This is a genomic window from Micromonospora costi (assembly GCF_003626655.1).
Lineage (GTDB): Bacteria > Actinomycetota > Actinomycetes > Mycobacteriales > Micromonosporaceae > Micromonospora > Micromonospora costi.
In genome coordinates, this window is the sequence record NZ_RBAN01000010.1 from 73,240 (window position 1) to 88,732 (window position 15,493).

The 15,493-nt window shown below is 73.7% G+C and carries 17 protein-coding genes, 1 pseudogene and 1 riboswitch; of the genes and pseudogenes, 12 read left to right on the forward strand and 6 right to left on the reverse strand.

Going from position 1 to position 15,493, the window contains the following annotated elements; translation table 11 throughout:
• Positions 1–8: 8 nt before the first annotated feature.
• From ybeY to D7193_RS31530, 5 genes and pseudogenes are all read left to right on the forward strand, one after another.
• On the forward strand, positions 9–482 hold the full coding sequence (gene ybeY, locus D7193_RS31510) for an rRNA maturation RNase YbeY (protein ID WP_120783314.1): 474 nt from the start codon (positions 9–11) through the stop codon (positions 480–482).
• A complete protein-coding gene (locus D7193_RS31515; RefSeq protein WP_174242790.1) occupies positions 458–1,873 on the forward strand; it encodes a hemolysin family protein in 1,416 nt (471 codons plus the stop codon). Before ybeY ends, D7193_RS31515 begins: the two co-directional genes overlap by 25 nt.
• Positions 1,866–2,252 carry a cytidine deaminase gene (locus D7193_RS31520; RefSeq protein WP_120783316.1) on the forward strand — a complete coding sequence of 129 codons (387 nt, stop codon included), beginning with the start codon at positions 1,866–1,868 and terminating at the stop codon, positions 2,250–2,252. Before D7193_RS31515 ends, D7193_RS31520 begins: the two co-directional genes overlap by 8 nt.
• Positions 2,249–3,145 carry a GTPase Era gene (era, locus tag D7193_RS31525; protein WP_120783317.1) on the forward strand — a complete coding sequence of 299 codons (897 nt, stop codon included), beginning with the start codon at positions 2,249–2,251 and terminating at the stop codon, positions 3,143–3,145. Before D7193_RS31520 ends, era begins: the two co-directional genes overlap by 4 nt.
• 222 nt (positions 3,146–3,367) lie before the next feature.
• A pseudogene (locus D7193_RS31530) lies at positions 3,368–4,369 on the forward strand (acyltransferase family protein); the annotation flags it as partial.
• 67 nt (positions 4,370–4,436) lie between these two features.
• Here the strand turns inward: D7193_RS31530 and D7193_RS31535 are convergent.
• Positions 4,437–5,288, reverse strand: a complete 852-nt coding sequence (locus D7193_RS31535) for a DUF4097 family beta strand repeat-containing protein (RefSeq protein WP_120783346.1) — start codon at positions 5,286–5,288, stop codon at positions 4,437–4,439.
• Positions 5,289–5,390: 102 nt separating this feature from the next.
• On the opposite strand from D7193_RS31535, the gene recO reads away from it, so the two are divergent.
• The 5 genes from recO to D7193_RS31560 all read left to right on the forward strand — a co-directional run bounded on the left by recO (position 5,391) and on the right by D7193_RS31560 (position 8,474).
• Complete coding sequence (gene recO / locus D7193_RS31540; protein WP_120783319.1) at positions 5,391–6,191, forward strand: DNA repair protein RecO; 801 nt, start codon at positions 5,391–5,393, stop codon at positions 6,189–6,191.
• A gap of 41 nt (positions 6,192–6,232) precedes the next feature.
• Positions 6,233–7,009, forward strand: coding sequence for an isoprenyl transferase (locus tag D7193_RS31545; RefSeq protein WP_174242791.1), 777 nt, complete (start codon positions 6,233–6,235; stop codon positions 7,007–7,009).
• 94 nt (positions 7,010–7,103) lie between these two features.
• Positions 7,104–7,289, forward strand: a complete 186-nt coding sequence (locus D7193_RS31550; RefSeq protein WP_120783321.1) for a hypothetical protein — start codon at positions 7,104–7,106, stop codon at positions 7,287–7,289.
• A 199-nt stretch (positions 7,290–7,488) separates the two neighbouring features.
• On the forward strand, positions 7,489–7,716 hold the full coding sequence (locus D7193_RS31555; protein ID WP_120783347.1) for a thioredoxin reductase: 228 nt from the start codon (positions 7,489–7,491) through the stop codon (positions 7,714–7,716).
• Positions 7,713–8,474, forward strand: a complete 762-nt coding sequence (locus D7193_RS31560; protein ID WP_120783322.1) for a pirin family protein — start codon at positions 7,713–7,715, stop codon at positions 8,472–8,474. The genes D7193_RS31555 and D7193_RS31560 overlap by 4 nt, the downstream gene beginning before the upstream one ends.
• Positions 8,475–8,510: 36 nt before the next feature.
• On the opposite strand, the gene gndA is transcribed toward D7193_RS31560, so the two are convergent.
• A complete protein-coding gene (gene gndA / locus D7193_RS31565; RefSeq protein ID WP_120783348.1) occupies positions 8,511–9,953 on the reverse strand; it encodes an NADP-dependent phosphogluconate dehydrogenase in 1,443 nt (480 codons plus the stop codon).
• 346 nt (positions 9,954–10,299) lie between these two features.
• A complete protein-coding gene (locus D7193_RS31570; protein ID WP_120783323.1) occupies positions 10,300–10,596 on the reverse strand; it encodes an MTH1187 family thiamine-binding protein in 297 nt (98 codons plus the stop codon).
• A 314-nt stretch (positions 10,597–10,910) separates the two neighbouring features.
• Here D7193_RS31570 and D7193_RS31575 point away from each other — a divergent pair, with 314 nt between their 5' ends.
• Positions 10,911–11,216: a hypothetical protein gene (locus D7193_RS31575; protein ID WP_120783324.1), complete on the forward strand. Its 306-nt coding sequence runs from the start codon at positions 10,911–10,913 to the stop codon at positions 11,214–11,216.
• Between the two features lie 232 nt (positions 11,217–11,448).
• On the opposite strand, the gene D7193_RS31580 is transcribed toward D7193_RS31575, so the two are convergent.
• The 3 genes from D7193_RS31580 to D7193_RS31590 all read right to left on the reverse strand — a co-directional run bounded on the left by D7193_RS31580 (position 11,449) and on the right by D7193_RS31590 (position 14,391).
• Complete coding sequence (locus D7193_RS31580) at positions 11,449–12,249, reverse strand: energy-coupling factor transporter transmembrane component T family protein (RefSeq protein WP_120783325.1); 801 nt, start codon at positions 12,247–12,249, stop codon at positions 11,449–11,451.
• The gene (locus D7193_RS31585; protein ID WP_120783349.1) at positions 12,246–13,697 is read right to left on the reverse strand and encodes an ABC transporter ATP-binding protein; all 1,452 of its coding nucleotides are present in this window, start codon (positions 13,695–13,697) and stop codon (positions 12,246–12,248) included. Before D7193_RS31585 ends, D7193_RS31580 begins: the two co-directional genes overlap by 4 nt.
• A gap of 109 nt (positions 13,698–13,806) precedes the next feature.
• A complete protein-coding gene (locus tag D7193_RS31590) occupies positions 13,807–14,391 on the reverse strand; it encodes an ECF transporter S component (RefSeq protein WP_120783350.1) in 585 nt (194 codons plus the stop codon).
• A 75-nt stretch (positions 14,392–14,466) separates the two neighbouring features.
• Positions 14,467–14,572: riboswitch (TPP riboswitch) on the reverse strand.
• Between the two features lie 74 nt (positions 14,573–14,646).
• Here D7193_RS31590 and D7193_RS31595 point away from each other — a divergent pair.
• The gene (locus D7193_RS31595; RefSeq protein WP_120783326.1) at positions 14,647–15,477 is read left to right on the forward strand and encodes an alpha/beta fold hydrolase; all 831 of its coding nucleotides are present in this window, start codon (positions 14,647–14,649) and stop codon (positions 15,475–15,477) included.
• Positions 15,478–15,493 lie beyond the last annotated feature (16 nt).

A 15,493-nucleotide genomic window follows, 5' to 3' on the forward strand; every position in this document is an offset into this window, starting at 1 on the left:
GAATCCACTTGTCCATCGAGATCGCCAACGAGTCCGGTGTCGAGGTCGACACCGACGCCGTGCTCGCCGTCGCCCGGCACGCCCTCGACGAGATGGGGGTCAACCCCCTCGCCGAGCTGTCCGTGCTGCTGGTCGACGTCGAGTACATGACCGAGCTCAACCACCGCTGGATGGGGGGCGACGGGCCGACAGACGTGCTCGCGTTCCCCATGGACGAGGGCAGCGTCGACCACGGCCCGGGCGAGAGCGCCCCGGCCGGTGGCGAGCCCGCCCTGCTCGGTGACATCGTGCTCTGCCCCGAGGTGGCGGCCAAGCAGGCGGCGACCGCCGGCCACTCCGCGGCCGACGAGCTGCACCTGCTCACCGTGCACGGTGTGCTGCACCTGCTCGGGTACGACCATGCCGAGCCGGAGGAGGAGCGGGAGATGTTCGCGCTCCAGGCCCGACTGCTGTCCAGCTGGCGGTCGAGCCGGTCCCAGTGATGTCCATCCAGGCCTCCGCAGCCGGCGCGACCGCCGGCCTGCCGGACCTGCAGCTGCTCGCCGTCGCCGCCGGACTGGTCGTGCTCGCCGGGCTGATCGCGATGACCGAGGCGGCGCTCGCCGCGGTGTCGCCGGCCCGGGCCGCCGAGCTGGCCCGTGACGGCGCGCGCGGCGCGCGGACGCTGCAGGCCGTCGCCGGCGACGTGGTCCGGCACCTCAACCTGCTCCTGCTGCTGCGGCTGCTCGCCGAGCTGACGGCCACCACGCTGGTGGCCCTGGTCGCGGTCGACACCTTCGGCGCGGGCTGGCGGGCGGCGCTCGTGACCGCCGGCGCGATGACCGTGGTCAGCTTCGTGGTGGTGGGTGTCGCGCCGCGCACCCTGGGCCGCCAGCATGCCTACCCGGTGGGCCGGGCGGTCGCGCCGCTGGTCCGCTGGCTGGGGCGCGCGCTCAACCCGCTCGCCTCGCTGCTGATCCTCATCGGCAACGCGGTGACCCCGGGGCGCGGCTTCCGCGAGGGGCCGTTCGCCACCCAGGTCGAGCTGCGCGAGCTGGTCGACCTGGCCGAGCAGCGCGGCGTGGTGGAGCACGGCGAGCGGCAGATGATCCACTCGGTCTTCGCGCTCGGCGACACCATCGCCCGCGAGGTCATGGTGCCGCGCACCGAGATGGTGTGGATCGAGGAGGGCAAGACGCTCTCCCAGGCGCTCGCGTTGTTCCTGCGGTCCGGTTTCTCCCGGATTCCGGTGATCGGCGAGAGTGTCGACGACGTGCTGGGTGTGCTCTACCTCAAGGACCTGATCCGGCGGGTACGCGGCGGCGACCCGTCGGCCGAGCAGCTCCCGGTCGCCGAGCTGATGCGTCCGGCCACGTTCGTGCCGGAGTCCAAGCCGGTCGACGACCTGCTCTCCGAGATGCAGGCCGCCCGCAACCACCTGGTCATCGTCGTCGACGAGTACGGCGGCACCGGCGGCCTGGTCACCATCGAGGACATCCTCGAGGAGATCGTCGGCGAGATCACCGACGAGTACGATGTCGAGCGCCCGCCGGTGGAACGCCTGGAGGACGGGTCGGTGCGCGTCACCGCCCGGCTCCCGGTCGAGGACCTCGGCGAGCTGTTCGACACCGAGCTGCCCACCGACGAGGTGGAGACGGTCGGTGGCCTGCTGGCGCAGTCGCTGGGCCGCGTGCCGATCCCCGGCGCGCGGGTCGAGGTGGCCGGCCTCCGGCTGATCGCCGAGGGCACCACGGGCCGGCGCAACCGGATCGACACCGTGCTGGTGAGCCGCGTCGAACCGACCGACGAGCAGCAGGGCACGGGGCGCGGCGAGCACGCCGAGTCCCGGAACAACCACAACCGGACCGAGGAGAGGCAACCCGCCGATGCCTGAGTCGCCCGCCGTGCCCGCGGCCCGGCCCACCCCGTCCGCACCCGGCGACTTGAGCGCCGAGGACGGCAAGCTCGTCATCCTGGCCCGCGGCGCCCGCGGCCGCGTCGGCGCCGTGGAGGGCGCGGCGGTCCGCGACCAGGATGGCCGGACGTACGCGGCGGCCAGCGTGGCGCTGCCGTCGCTGACGCTCACCGCGCTCCAGCTCGCCGTCGCCTCGGCGGTTGCCGCCGGCGCGACCCGGCTCGAGGCGGCCGCCGTGGTGACCGAGGCGTCGACGCTCGACGGCGCGGGGCACGCCGCGGTCCGCGACCTCGCCGCCGACGCACCGATCCACGTGGCCGCGCCGGACGGCGCCGTCCTCGGCACGGTGGTCGAGTGACCGCCGGGGAACCGCGTCCCTACCGGGCCGGCTTCGCCTGCTTCGTGGGGCGGCCCAACGCCGGCAAGTCGACGCTGACCAACGCGATCGTCGGCCAGAAGATCGCGATCACGTCGAACAAGCCGCAGACCACCCGGCACGTCATCCGGGCCGTCCTGCACCGGCCGGAGTCGCAGCTCGTCCTCGTCGACACCCCGGGTCTGCACCGGCCCCGTACGCTCCTCGGTGAGCGTCTCAACGACCTGGTCCGGCAGACCTGGAGCGAGGTCGACGTGATCGGGCTCTGCATCCCGGCCGACGAGCCGGTCGGGCGGGGTGACCGGTTCATCAGCGGTGAGCTCGCCGAGCTGAAGGCGACCGTGCTGGCCGTCGTCACCAAGACCGACCTCGTGGACCGGGGGCGTCTCGCCGAGCAGTTGCTCGCGGTGAGCGAGCTGGCCGACTTCGCCGCCGTGGTGCCGGTCAGCGCCGTCTCGGGTGAGCAGGTCGACACCCTGGTCGACGTGATGACGGGGTACCTGCCCGAGTCGCCGCAGCTCTACCCGGACGACATGCTCACCGAAGACCCCGAGCAGGTGCTGGTCGCCGAGCTGATCCGCGAGGCGGCGTTGGAGGGCGTCCGGGACGAGCTGCCCCACTCGATCGCCGTGGTGGTTGAGGAGATGATCCCCGAGGGGCAGCTCCTGCGGATCTACGCCGACCTGTACGTCGAGCGGCCCAGCCAGAAGGCGATCGTGATCGGCCACCGGGGCAGCCGGCTGCGGGAGGTCGGCACGACCGCCCGCCGGCAGATCGAGGAGCTGCTCGGCAGCCGCGTCTTCCTCGACCTGCACGTACGCGTGGCGAAGGACTGGCAGCGCGACCCGAAGCAGCTGCGCAAGCTCGGTTTCTGAACACCTGACGTACCGACGACCGGGCGGTTCACCGCCCGGTCGTCCGGTTGATCGGCATCGGTCAGACGGTGGATCGAGGGCGCGCCGAACGGGCGATGACCTGATCTCGATCGGTCGGACGTATGGGAAGTTTCACGTCCGGCCGGGGCGTGCAACCGTTTGTCGGCGAGGCGGCGGAGGGTAGGAGACAACAGCCCCTGCCCCCGACACAGATGCAGGCTGATGCGAAACAGATATCTCGACCTGCTCCGCTTCCTGGCCATCGTCCGAGTCGTCGTCTACCACGTAACCGGGTGGGCTTCGCTGACCCTCGTCTTCCCCGCGATGTCGGTGATGTTCGCCCTGGCCGGCTCGCTGATGGCCGCCTCGCTGGAGCGGTCCGGGCCGCCCGCGGTGCTCCGCCGGCTGCGTCGCCTGCTGCCGTCGCTGTGGGTGCTGGCCGCCGTCTTCGTACCGGCGATGCTGCTCACCGGCCTGCCGGTCACGCCACGGGTGCTGCTCTGGCTGTTCCCGGTCAGCGATCCGCCGGCCAACGGCTGGGGCGCGCTCGCGCTGAGCGTCATCTGGTACCTGCGCGACTACCTGTGGTTCGTGTTCGCCTCTCCGGTGGCGCTCTGGCTGTTCCGCCGGGCGCCGCTGCCGACCCTGCTGGCCCCGTACGCCCTGCTCGCGGCGATCGAGTCGGGACTCTGGGCGGGGGCGCCCGGCCCGGCGCGGGAGTTCGGCCTGTACTTCGGCGCCTGGCTGCTCGGCTTCGCCCACCACGCGGGGATGCTCCGGCGGCTCGCCAACCGGGTGCTCGTCCCGGCCGTGCTCGTGCTCGCCGCCGCCGGCGGCGCCTGGATCCTCACGCATCCCGGCCCACGGGGCTACGACCTCAACGACATCCACCTCGGCAACGCCCTCTGGTCGGCCGCGTTCATCCTGGTCGTGCTCGGGCGGGCGCCGGCCGGCGCGGCCTGGGTCGACCGCTCCGCACTGGTGGGCCGCGCGGTGACCGTGCTGAACCGGCGGGCGCTGACCGTGTACCTCTGGCACATGCCGTTCGTGGTCGCGCTCACCCCGCTCGTCGACGTGGTGGGCTGGTCGCATCAGGATCCGCTCGGGCTGGCGATCCGGGTGCTGCTGGTCTTCGCCCTGGTGGGCGTGGTGACGATGGCCGTGGGCTGGGTCGAGGACGTGGCCGCCCGGCGACCGCCGGAGCTGCTACCGGGCGGCGGTCGTTCGCGGCGGCCCTCGGCCGTCGTCCCGAAGGTCGTCGTACCGGCGCCCCGCACCGCGTCCGCGCAGGTCACCGCTGCGCGACGGTGATGTCGCCGCTGCCCGTGCTCACGTCGAGGACCAGCGTCGCGGCCGGGTCGTCGGCGACGGCCACGTTCACGTCTCCCGAGCCGGCCCTGGCCCGGACCCGGTAGCGGTCGGCCGGTACGACCAGGTCGACGTCACCGCTGGAGGCGTGCGCCCGGGCCGACACCGCCTTCTCGATGTCGACGGTGACGTTGCCCGACTGGGCCTCGGCGTCCACCTCGCCCTGGAGCCGCCGCGCGGTGATGTCCCCGGAGGAGGCGCGCAGTGTGACCGGGCCGCTGGCCTCCGACACGTCGATGTCGCCGGAGCCGGTCTCGACCCGCGCCGCGCCGCTGACCCCGGCCAGATGGACGTTCCCGGAACCGAGCCGCATCTCCACCGTGCCGACGCGGCTGAGTTCGACGTCGCCGGACCCACTCTCGCCGAGCACCGCGACTCCCTCGGGGGCGGTCACCTCGTACGAGACGCTGCACCGCGACCCGCACTCGGTGTCGAGCACCAGCTCGGTGCCCTTGATCTCGTACTTCGCCTCCGGTTGGGCGCCCTGGTACCGCACCACCCGCTTGATCCGCACCTCGGAACCGGTGCCGGTGGCCCGCACCACCACGTCACCGGCTCCGGGCAGCACCCGGATGGTGGTGACCCGTACCGATTCGGTGTTGTCGAAGTCCAGCCGCCGGTACGACAGGTTGTCACACCCGGCGAGGAGGATGAGAGTGGCGGCCGCGCCGAGCGCGACGGGGGCGCTCGCCCGGCGACGGGCCGCGCCGCGCCGGCCGGCGCCGAGGCGTGCGCCGGTGGTGCCGTGCTCGCCGGTGGTGGGGTGCAGGATCATGTCGAGCACGCTACGGCCGGGGCGGCGTCCGGCACATCGGGGTTCGTCCGTCGTTCCACCCCGAACCGACCCTGATTTCGCACCCCGAGGGAGAATGGCCCGATGGCCGGGTACCGCCGACAGCTCTACCGCGACGACGCGGTGGTGCTGCGCGTGCAGAAGCTCGGCGAGTCCGACCGGATCATCACGCTGCTCACGCGCCGGTACGGCCGGATCCGGGCGGTCGCCCGGGGCGTCCGGCGCACCACCAGCAAGTTCGGCGCCCGGCTCGAGCCGTTCGGGCACATCGACCTCCAACTCGCCGGCGACCCGAAGGGCAACCAGGGCAGCGCCCTGCACACGGTGAGCCAGGTCGAGGGGATCGACCTCTACGGCAAGCGCTTCCTCGGCGACTACCCGCGCTACACGGCGGCCAGCGCCATCGCCGAGACCGCCGAACGGCTCACCCCGGTCGAGCGGGAGCCGTCGCTGCGGCTGTTCCAGCTCACCCTCGGCGCGCTGCGCGCGCTCGCCGAGGGCAGCCACGCCACCACCCTCGTACTCGACGCGTACCTCCTGCGCGGGATGGCCCTGGCCGGCTGGGCGCCGGCGCTCCTGGCGTGCGCCGTCTGCGGTACGCCGGGACGCCACCGGGCCTTCTCCGTACCGGCCGGCGGCGCCGTCTGCCCGGACTGCCGGCCCCCCGGCGCGGCCCATCCGTCGCCCGCCACCATCGACCTGATGTCCGCGCTGACCGGTGGCGACTGGCGGGTGGCCGACGCCGCCGAGGCGGCCGTACGCCGGGAGTGCAGCGGCCTGGTGGCGGCTCACCTGCAGTGGCACCTGGAACGCGCGCTACGCTCGCTGCCGCTGGTGGACCGGGGGGCTCCGGCACCCGGCGCCGAGGGCGCGAGCAGGGAGTAGAGCGAGTGATCCGATCGACGAGGGCCGGCCGGCGCGAGCCGGTGCCACCCACACCGCACCCGTCCGGTGCCCGCCCGCCGGCTTTGCCGCCCGAGGCGGTGCCGCGGCACGTGGCGGTCGTGATGGACGGCAACGGCCGGTGGGCCAAGGACCGCGGGCTGCCCCGCACCAAGGGTCACGAGGCGGGGGAGTTCTCCCTCTTCGACACCATCGAGGGCGCCATCGAGATGGGCATCCCGTACCTGTCGGCGTACGCCTTCTCCACCGAGAACTGGCGGCGCTCGCCCGACGAGGTCCGCTTCCTCATGGGTTTCAACCGCGACGTGATCCGCCGCCGCCGCGACCAGCTCGTCGACCTCGGTGTCCGGGTCGTCTGGTCCGGCCGGGCCGGCCGGCTCTGGAAGAGCGTCATCTCGGAGTTGCAGACCGCCGAGGAGATGTCCCGGGGGAACTCGACGCTGACCCTGCAGTTCTGCGTGAACTACGGCGGGCAGGCGGAGATCGCCGACGCCGCGGCGGCGATCGCGCGCGACGTCGCGGCCGGCCGGCTCGACCCGTCCAAGGTCAACGAGAAGACGGTGGCGAGGTACCTGTACCACCCGGAGATCCCCGAGGTGGACCTGTTCCTGCGGCCGTCGGGTGAGCAGCGCACGTCCAACTTCATGCTCTGGCAGAGCGCGTACGCCGAGCTGGTCTTCCTCGACACGCTCTGGCCCGACTTCGACCGCCGCCACCTCTGGTACGCCTGCGAGCTCTACGCGCAGCGTGACCGCCGCTTCGGCGGCGCGCTGCCCAACCCGGTGGCGCCGCCGGCCTGACCGGCCCCGACGCGGCTCGCGCGGCCGGAAGGCTTACCTGGCCGTCACGCCGGGTATCAATCTCCTCAGGAGCCACTGACGGAGGTGAACCCACATGATCCAGAAGCGTATTGCCCAGTGGGCGTTGATGGCGGTCGCCGTGCCACTGGCGGCGGCCGGCGCACGCCGCCTCAGCCACTCGCTGGAGTCCCGTCGCGGCCCGACCGGGGTGAGCCGCCTGCTGGCGAAGGGCGCCGACCTCCTGCGGCCGCAGAAGGCCAAGCGCCGCCGGTTCTGGTGAGCCCACCCCACCCGGCCCGTCGATCATGCAGTTGTGGTGCCTGACAAAAGCCGCTCGCGGGCTTAAAACCACCACCACGACTGCATGATCGACGAGGGTGGGGCTCTCCGCGAGCTTCTGCGTTGGCGGGGTTTGGGTCTCGCTGCGGGCCTAGGATCGGCGGGGTGGGGGTGGGTCGGCTGCTGGTTCGGGGGTGGAGATGCGGGATCTCCGGTACAAGATGATTATGGCGTTGAACGCCGCCGATCTGGGTGACCCCATCTGCGAGCAGGTGGCCGAGATCTGCGCCGAGATCGCCGAGCAGCACTGCGCCGAGCACGGTCACGCGCCGCAGCTGCGCTCCGGCGAGATCGCCGAACTGGCCACCGGCGAGCCGGCCCTGACCTGGGCGCCGGTCCCCGAGGACAACCGGCAGCGTGCCTGGTGAGCGCTCCCGCCCCGGCGGTGGACGTCCGCCGCGCCGACGACCGCTTCACCACCCGGATCTCCTGGCTGGACTCGAAGCACTCGTTCTCGTTCTCCCGGCACTACGACCCGGCCAACACGCATCACGGCCTGCTGCTCGTCAACAACGACGACGTGGTCCGGCCCGGCGCCGGGTTCGAGACGCACCCGCACCAGGACATGGAGATCGTCACCTGGGTGCTGCGCGGATCGCTGGTGCACCAGGACTCCACCGGGCACTCGGGAGTCATCTACCCGGGGTTGGCCCAGCGGATGAGCGCCGGCACCGGCATCCTGCACTCGGAGAAGAACGACGCCTGGCGGCTCGACGGTCGCGCCCCGCACACCGACCCGGTCCACTTCGTCCAGATGTGGGTGCTGCCCGACACCGAGGGCGTCGACCCGGGCTACGAGCAACTGGAGATCGACGACGAGCTGCTCCGCGGCGGCCTCGTGCCCGTCGCGTCCGGCATGGAACGGTACGACGGCGCCTCCGCCATCCGGATCCGCAACCGGTACGCGACCCTGCACGCCGCCCGTCTCACGCCGGGCGACGCGATCACCCTTCCGGACGCGCCGTTCCTGCACCTCTACGTGCCCGACGGCGCGGTGACGCTGGAGGGCACGGGCCTGCTCGGCACCGGTGACGCCGTCCGGATGACGGCCACCGGCGGCCAGCGCGTCACCGCCACCGAGCCGGCCGAGATCCTGGTCTGGGAGATGCACGCCACCCTCGCCTGAGGCGGCCGCTCAGGCCCCGCGGCCCGAGGCGGCCGCTCAGGCCTCGACCTCCGAACGGTCGCCGGCCCAGAGGGTGTGGAACGTGCCGCCCCGGTCGACCCGGTGGTACGTATGGGCCCCGAAGTTGTCCCGCAGCCCCTGGATCAGCGCGGCCGGCAGCCGTTCCGCGCGCAGCGCGTCGAAGTACGCCAGCGACGAGGAGAACGCCGGCGTGGGCACCCCGGCCCGCGCCGCCTCGGCGACCACCCGCCGCCAGCTCGGCACGCCCGCGGCGACCGATTCGGCGAAGTACGGTGCCACGAGCAGCGTGGACAGGTCCGGCTGCGCGTCGTACGCCTCCCGGATGCGGTCCAGGAAGCGCGCACGGATGATGCAGCCGCCCCGCCAGATGGTGGCGGTGCCGCCCAGGTCGATGTCCCAGTCGTACTCCGTGCTGCCCGCGCGGATGTGGTCGAAGCCCTGCGCGTACGCCACGATCTTGGAGGCGAGCAGCGCCCGGCGCACGTCCTCGACGAACGCGTCGCGATCCTCGACCTGCAGTTTGGTGTCGGTGTCCGGGAACGCCCGGCGGGCGGCCTCGCGCTGGTCCGCGTGCCCGGACAGCGAACGGGCGAACGTCGCCTCGGCGATGCCGGTGATCGGGACACCCAGGTCGAGGGCGCTCTGCACGGTCCACCGACCGGTGCCCTTCTGCTCCGCCTGGTCGCGGACGATGTCGACGAACGCGCGGCCGGTGGCCGCGTCGGTGTGCGCCAGCACGTCCGCGGTGATCTCGATGAGGAAGGACTCCAGCTCGCCGCGGTTCCACTCCCGGAAGATCTCCGCGAGTTCCGCCGGCTCCGCGCCCAGGCCGGCGCGCAGCAGGTCGTACGCCTCGGCGATGAGCTGCATGTCGGCGTACTCGATGCCGTTGTGCACCATCTTCACGAAGTGGCCGGCGCCGTCCGGGCCGATGTGCCGGCAGCACGGCACCCCGTCCACCTGGGCGGCGATCTTCTCGAAGATGGGCCCCAGCTTCCGGTACGACTCCTCGGAGCCGCCGGGCATGATGCTCGGCCCGTGCAGCGCGCCCTCCTCACCGCCGGAGACGCCGGTGCCCACGAAGTGCAGCCCGTGCTCCCGCAGCGCCTCCTCCCGGCGCCGGGTGTCGGCGAAGTGGGCGTTGCCGCAGTCGACCACGATGTCGCCCGGCTCCAGCAGCACCGCCAGCTCGTCGATGACCGCGTCGGTCGGCGCGCCGGCCTTGACCATCACGATCACCGCGCGGGGGCGTTCCAGCGAGGCCACGAAGTCGGCCATCGACTCGGACGGTACGAAGCGGCCCTCGCCGCCGTGCTCGGCCACCAGACTCCGCGTACGCTCCGGCGAGCGGTTGTGCACCGCCACCGTGAACCCGTTGCGGGCCAGGTTGCGGGCCAGGTTGCGGCCCATCACTGCCAGGCCGGTAACCCCGATCTGCGCCATCGCCTGCTCGGCCATCCGCGCCGCCACCCTTCGCTGTCGCCGTCCGCGAATTCGAACCTACAACGGCGTCCGGGCGCGGTGCGCCGCTCCTCGACACCCGGTCACCGGACCGGCACGATCCGTCGCCGGGTGCTGGCGTCGTCGGCGTACCGTCGGCCGTGCCTTCGTCCCGGATCGTGCCCGGGCCGGCGCGGGGCGGGCACCCGGGTGGGTGCCGTCGCGCGGGCGGGCGCCCGGGTGGGTGCCCTGGGGCGCCACCGTCGTGCGGGTGGCGCCCGCGGTGGGTGCCGAGGGCGCGAGGGCCGGTGCCGGCGACGTCCGGATCGGTGCCGGCGACGACGCCGTGGACCGTCGTGCCGGCTCAGCCCTCGGCGAGCCGGGCCTCGACGCGCGCCACCTTGCCCGTGAGCGCGTCGCTGACCCCCGGCCGAACGTCGGCCTTGAGCACCACGCTGACCCGGGGCGCCCGTTCGGCCACGGCGTCGACGGCGCGCTTCACCACGGCCATCACCTCGTCCCACTCGCCCTCGACGGTGGTGAACATGGCGTCGGTCCGGTTCGGCAGGCCCGACTCGCGGACCACCCGCACCGCCTCCGCGACCAGGTCACCCACCGACTCACCGGTACCGAGCGGGGTGATGGAGAACGCGACCAGCATCTGCCGATCGTAAATCGGATGCGCCGGTCCCCGGTCGGCGGCTAGCGTGCGGTCATGCGCAACTGACGCCCACCCTCCGAGCCGGCCCGCCGCCCGACGCGCTGCGGTCCGTGCCTCCCGGGGCGTCCGCATTCCCTCGCCGCCGTCGCGGCGACGCCGGTCGTGGCCGATCCCGGGACCCATCCCGTCCACTCCGGACCGAGCCTGCCGCTCGGCCCGGTTCCCGCTCACCCGTGGCCACGCCCGCCGGCCCTACGCCGCGACCCTCCCGGTCGTGACGCCGCCGGCCGGGGCGGGCCTGGAAGGAGGCCCGGATGCCTGCCAAGCGCACCCCGAAGAAGTCCCGTACCCCGAAGTCCACGCCTGGGGCAGGAAGCCCCGAGGCCGGAAACCTTGAGGCCGGACACCCGACGCCGGACCTCGACCGGCTGACGGCAACGCCCAAGCTGCCCGCCGAGGCGACACCGCCGCTGCCGGTCGACGTGACGCCGCCTCTGCCGGTGGAGGTGGCACCGGCCCCGCCGAAGGCCGGCCCACCGGTCACGCACGGCCGCGCCGCGGCCGGCCGGGGCAGCCAACGCGCCGCCCAGCCCCGCCGCTACGCCTTCCGCCGCAGCTGACCCGTCCCCCTTCCCCGCCCCACCCACCCGCGCCTCCCCGCCCTCTCCTCCCGCGATCTTGCACTTTCGGCCCCTGGTTCGCCCCGGTACGCCCGGTATGCCGGGGCCAGAACTGCAAGATCGCGGGGAGACAGGGCGCGGGGAGACAGGGCGCGGGGAGGGAGGGCGCGGGGAGACAGGGCGCGGGGAGGGAGGGCGCGGGGAGGGAGGGTGCGAGGGAGGGAGGGCGCGGTCAGCCTAGGAGGGGGCGGTAGGTGCCCAGGAGGATGCTTGCGGTCAGGGCGGCGGCGGCCAGGGCCACGGCGCCGGCGACCAGCAGCGCGTCCGCGGTCGTGAAGCGTTGACGGCGGGCCACCGTACGGGGCGTGCCGGCGTCGAAGCCCCGCGCGTCCATCGCGACCGCGAGCCGGGTGCCCCGCCGGATCGCGCCGACCAGCAGGACGAACGCGGTCGACACGAAGAGCCGTAGCTTCGCGATCGGGTTGCGTCCGGCGTCCACCCCGCGCGCCCGCCGGGCCATGCTGATCGCCTGCCACTCCTGCCCGAGCAGTGGCACGAGGCGGAACGCCGCGAGGGCGCCGATGGCGAACCGGGCCGGCGCCTTCGCGTTCTGGATGAGCGCGTCGGCCAGGTCGGTGGCGTCGGTGGTGGCGAAGACGATCACGCCGGGCAGCGCCACGGCGAACGTCCGCAGCACCAGGCCGAGCGCGGTGAGCAGCACACCCGAGGTGACGACGACCGGTCCCGCCTCGAGCAGCACCCGTCCGGAGCGCTCGGCCGCGAAGAGCACGAGGGTAACGAGGATGCCGGCGGCGCTGACCAGCAGCGGCCACGCCCGCCGGGCGAGCACCCGGTAGCGCACCCCGAAGAGTGGCAGCAGCGCCAGTTCCACCGCGATGGCGATCGCGGGCGCCACCGGGTCGAGCGTGGCGACCAGGATGAACGAGAACAGCAGCGCGGCGGCCAGCTTGGCGACCGGGTTGCGCCGGGCCAGGGGTGCCCCGGGCGCGGCGACGGGCTCGATGCTGATCATGGTCGGTCCCCGTCGGGGGTGCCCGGCGCCGGTGCCGGCCGGGCGAGGGTGAGCTGCCGGTCCGCGAGCGCCGCCACGAACTCCGCGTCGTGGGTCACCGTGACGATGCCGTGCCCGGCATCGCGCAGGTCCGCGAAGAGGTCGACCAGCTCCAGCCACGTCCGCCGGTCCTGGCCGAAGGTGGGCTCGTCGCAGATCAGCAGCCGCGGCGCGGTGGCCAGGGCCGTGGCGACGCTCAGCCGCCGCGCCTCGCCGCCGGAGAGGGTGTACGGGTTGGCACCGGCGAGCGCGCCCAGCCGTAGCCGGGCCAGCAGGTCGTCCACGACGGCGCGGACCTCCGGCTCCGGGCGGCCGGTCCGGCGCGGGCCGAGGGCCAGCTCGTCGAAGACCGTGCCGGTGACGAACTGGTGCTCCGGGTCCTGGAAGACCGAGCCGATCCGCGCGGCCAGGGCCGGCGCGCGCCACCGGTGCGGGGGAGTGCGGGCGTCCCGGCCGGCGAGCGGGGCGGACGCCGTGAGGGTGCCGCCGCCCGGCGGGAGCAACCCGCCGAGCAGCAACGCCAGGGTGGACTTGCCGGCGCCGTTCGGCCCGAGCACGGCGAGCGCCTCGCCGGCGCGTACCGCGAGGTCGGTGGGGGCCAGCCGGGGCGGCAGGCCGAGCCGGTCGGCGGTGAGCAGCAGGTCGCCGGGGGCCGTGGTGGCGCGGCGGGGCGGTACGGTCCGACCCGGCACCCACACCCCATCGGCGGCGAGCGCGTCACCGTGGTCGCGGAAGACCGCCTCCGGGCTGCCGTCGGCGCGGACGCCGCCGCCGGCTTCCAACACGACCACCCGGTCGACCAGGGGCAGCGCCTCGGCCACCCGGTGCTCGACGAGGATCAGCGTGGTGTCGGCGTCCAGCGCGCCGGCGACCGCCGAGCGGACCAGCGTGGCGCCCGCCGGGTCGAGGTTGGCGGTGGGCTCGTCGAGCAGCAGCAGACCCGGTCGCAGGGCGAGCGCCCCGGCCAGGGCCAGCCGCTGCTGCTCGCCGCCGGAGAGCGCGGCGGTGGGGCGGTCCCGGTGGTACGGGAAACCGACCCGGCGCAGCGCGTCGTCGACCCGGGGCCAGATCTCCTCGGCCGGTACGCCGCGGTTCTCCAGCCCGAAGGCGACGTCGTCGCCGCAGCGGGCCATCACCAGCTGGCTTTCCGGGTCCTGGAAGACGATGCCCACCCGTTCCCGGCCCTTGCGCGGGTCGAGCCCGTCGATCTCGACGGTGCCCTCCTGCTCCCCGGAGTCCTCGGGCAGCAGCCCGGCGAGCGCGGCCAGCAGGGTGCTCTTGCCGGCTCCGGAGGGGCCGAGCAGCAGCACCCGCTCGCCGCTCTCGATCCGCAGGTCCACGCTGCGGACCGCCCAGCGTTTCCGCCCGGCGTGCCGCCAGCCGAACCCCCTCAGGATGACTCCGCTCAGTGTCCCCACCCCCTTCCGGCCGCGTCCGGCATGTTGATCAAGAGGTTTGCGTCAGGATCGTCGCCGTCGTTGACGCAAACCTCTTGATCAACGGGGCGAGGGTGCGGGCTCAGATGGCCGCACGTTCACGGCCGGCGGGGAACCGGTCCAGGACGCCGGTGTTCGCCAGCGAGCGGGTTAGCGCCCAGCCGCCGACGCCGGCCACGATCGTGGCGCTCACGATGGTCAGCAGGGCGTACGGGAGGCGGTAGCTGCCCAGGTCGTACGCCTTGTTCCAGTAGACGAAGTCGAAGATGGCTGCGCTCAGGCCGGTGAGCGCGCCGGCCAGCACGGCCGTCGGCAGCCGGAACGAGCGGTAGCGGAAGGCCGCGAAGGCCAGTTCGGCGCCGACGCCCTGGAGCAGGCCCTGCACGATCGTGATGCTGGCCCACTGGCTGCCCAGCAGGGCCGACAGGATCGCGGCCACCAGCTCGCAGTAGAGCGAGGCGCCCGGCTTACGGATGACCAGCCCGCCGAGCACGGCCGGCACCAGCCAGATCCCGTAGATCAGGGCCTGCGCCGGCGGGAAGAAGGCGAACGCGGGCTCTGTGGCGCTCCACACGAGGTTCCAGGCCCAGAAGATGACGCCGAACGCCACGGCGATCACCGACGCCACGACGATGTCGATGGTGCGCCACCGGTTCCCGTTGTCCATGGTTTGCTCCCAGTTCTCGAAGACGAACCAGGAGAAGACGCACGCCGCGTCCGGTTGGGACCGGACGGCGGCGCGGCTGGAGGTCGACCGAACTCCCTGCGCTGGCATTACCCAGATCAGGTTCGAGGGTCTGCGGGCCGTGCCCGCACTCTCAGCGCTGTGCGCTCCCCTGTCGGATGTGAAGTTGTTTGCGCAGACGCTAGCACCGCGGGCGGGGGACCGGCGACGCCGCCCGACCTGGGTAGGCTGCCGATCATGCGCATCGACGCCCGGGGCCTGGAGTTCGTGGTACGCGCCGGCGGTGCGGAGGGTGGTGTGCCCGCGCTTCTGCTGCACGGCTTCCCGCAGCACGGCGGCGAGTGGGACGACGTGGCGCCGGCCCTGCACGCGGCGGGGTTGCGCACGTACGCGCCGGACCAGCGCGGCTACTCGCCCGGTGCGCGGCCGGCGGAGGTCGAGGCGTACCGGATTCCGGAGCTGGTGGCCGACGCGGTGGCGCTGCTCGACGCGTTGGGTGTCGAGGCGGCGCACCTCGTGGGCCACGACTGGGGCGCCGTCGTCGCCTGGGCGGTGGCCGCGGCGCACCCCGACCGCGTCCGTACGCTCACGGCCGTCTCGGTGCCGCATCCCGCCGCGATGGCGCACGCCCTGGCGAACGACCCGCAGCAGAAGGTCCGCTCGTCGTACATGGTGCTCTTCCGGCAGCCGGGCAAGGCCGAGTCGGTGCTGCTCGGGCTGCGGGCGGCGGCGCTGCGCCGGATGCTGGCCGGTGTCGGCGACGCGACCCGGGTGGCGTCGTACGCGGAGCCGATGCGGGAGCCGGGCGCCCTGACCGGCGCGCTGAACTGGTACCGGGCGATGTCGCGCGCCGACCTGGCGCGCGTCGGGCCGGTGGCGGTGCCCACCACGTACGTCTGGAGCGACCGGGACCGCGCCATCGGGCGCGGCGCGGCCGAGGCGTGCGCGACGCACGTCACCGGCGACTACCGCTTCGTCGAGCTGCCCGGGGTGAGCCACTGGATCCCCGACGAGGCGCCGGCGGAGCTGGCGGAGGCGATCCTGGCCCGCGTCCGCGGTACGGCGTGAGCGGCGGGTGACGGGC

Bases quoted from the DNA above. Each gene is read 5' to 3' on its own strand.
- D7193_RS31520 (WP_120783316.1), top strand. From the start codon at position 1,866: ATGCCTGAGTCGCCCGCCGTGCCCGCGGCCCGGCCCACCCCGTCCGCA.
- D7193_RS31535 (WP_120783346.1), bottom strand. From the start codon at position 5,288: ATGATCCTGCACCCCACCACCGGCGAGCACGGCACCACCGGCGCACGC.
- D7193_RS31580 (WP_120783325.1), bottom strand. From the start codon at position 12,249: ATGATCAGCATCGAGCCCGTCGCCGCGCCCGGGGCACCCCTGGCCCGG.
- gndA (WP_120783348.1), bottom strand. From the start codon at position 9,953: ATGGCCGAGCAGGCGATGGCGCAGATCGGGGTTACCGGCCTGGCAGTG.
- D7193_RS31550 (WP_120783321.1), top strand. From the start codon at position 7,104: ATGATCCAGAAGCGTATTGCCCAGTGGGCGTTGATGGCGGTCGCCGTG.
- D7193_RS31590 (WP_120783350.1), bottom strand. From the start codon at position 14,391: ATGGACAACGGGAACCGGTGGCGCACCATCGACATCGTCGTGGCGTCG.
- D7193_RS31570 (WP_120783323.1), bottom strand. From the start codon at position 10,596: ATGCTGGTCGCGTTCTCCATCACCCCGCTCGGTACCGGTGAGTCGGTG.
- D7193_RS31595 (WP_120783326.1), top strand. From the start codon at position 14,647: ATGCGCATCGACGCCCGGGGCCTGGAGTTCGTGGTACGCGCCGGCGGT.
- D7193_RS31555 (WP_120783347.1), top strand. From the start codon at position 7,489: ATGCGGGATCTCCGGTACAAGATGATTATGGCGTTGAACGCCGCCGAT.
- D7193_RS31575 (WP_120783324.1), top strand. From the start codon at position 10,911: ATGCCTGCCAAGCGCACCCCGAAGAAGTCCCGTACCCCGAAGTCCACG.
- recO (WP_120783319.1), top strand. From the start codon at position 5,391: ATGGCCGGGTACCGCCGACAGCTCTACCGCGACGACGCGGTGGTGCTG.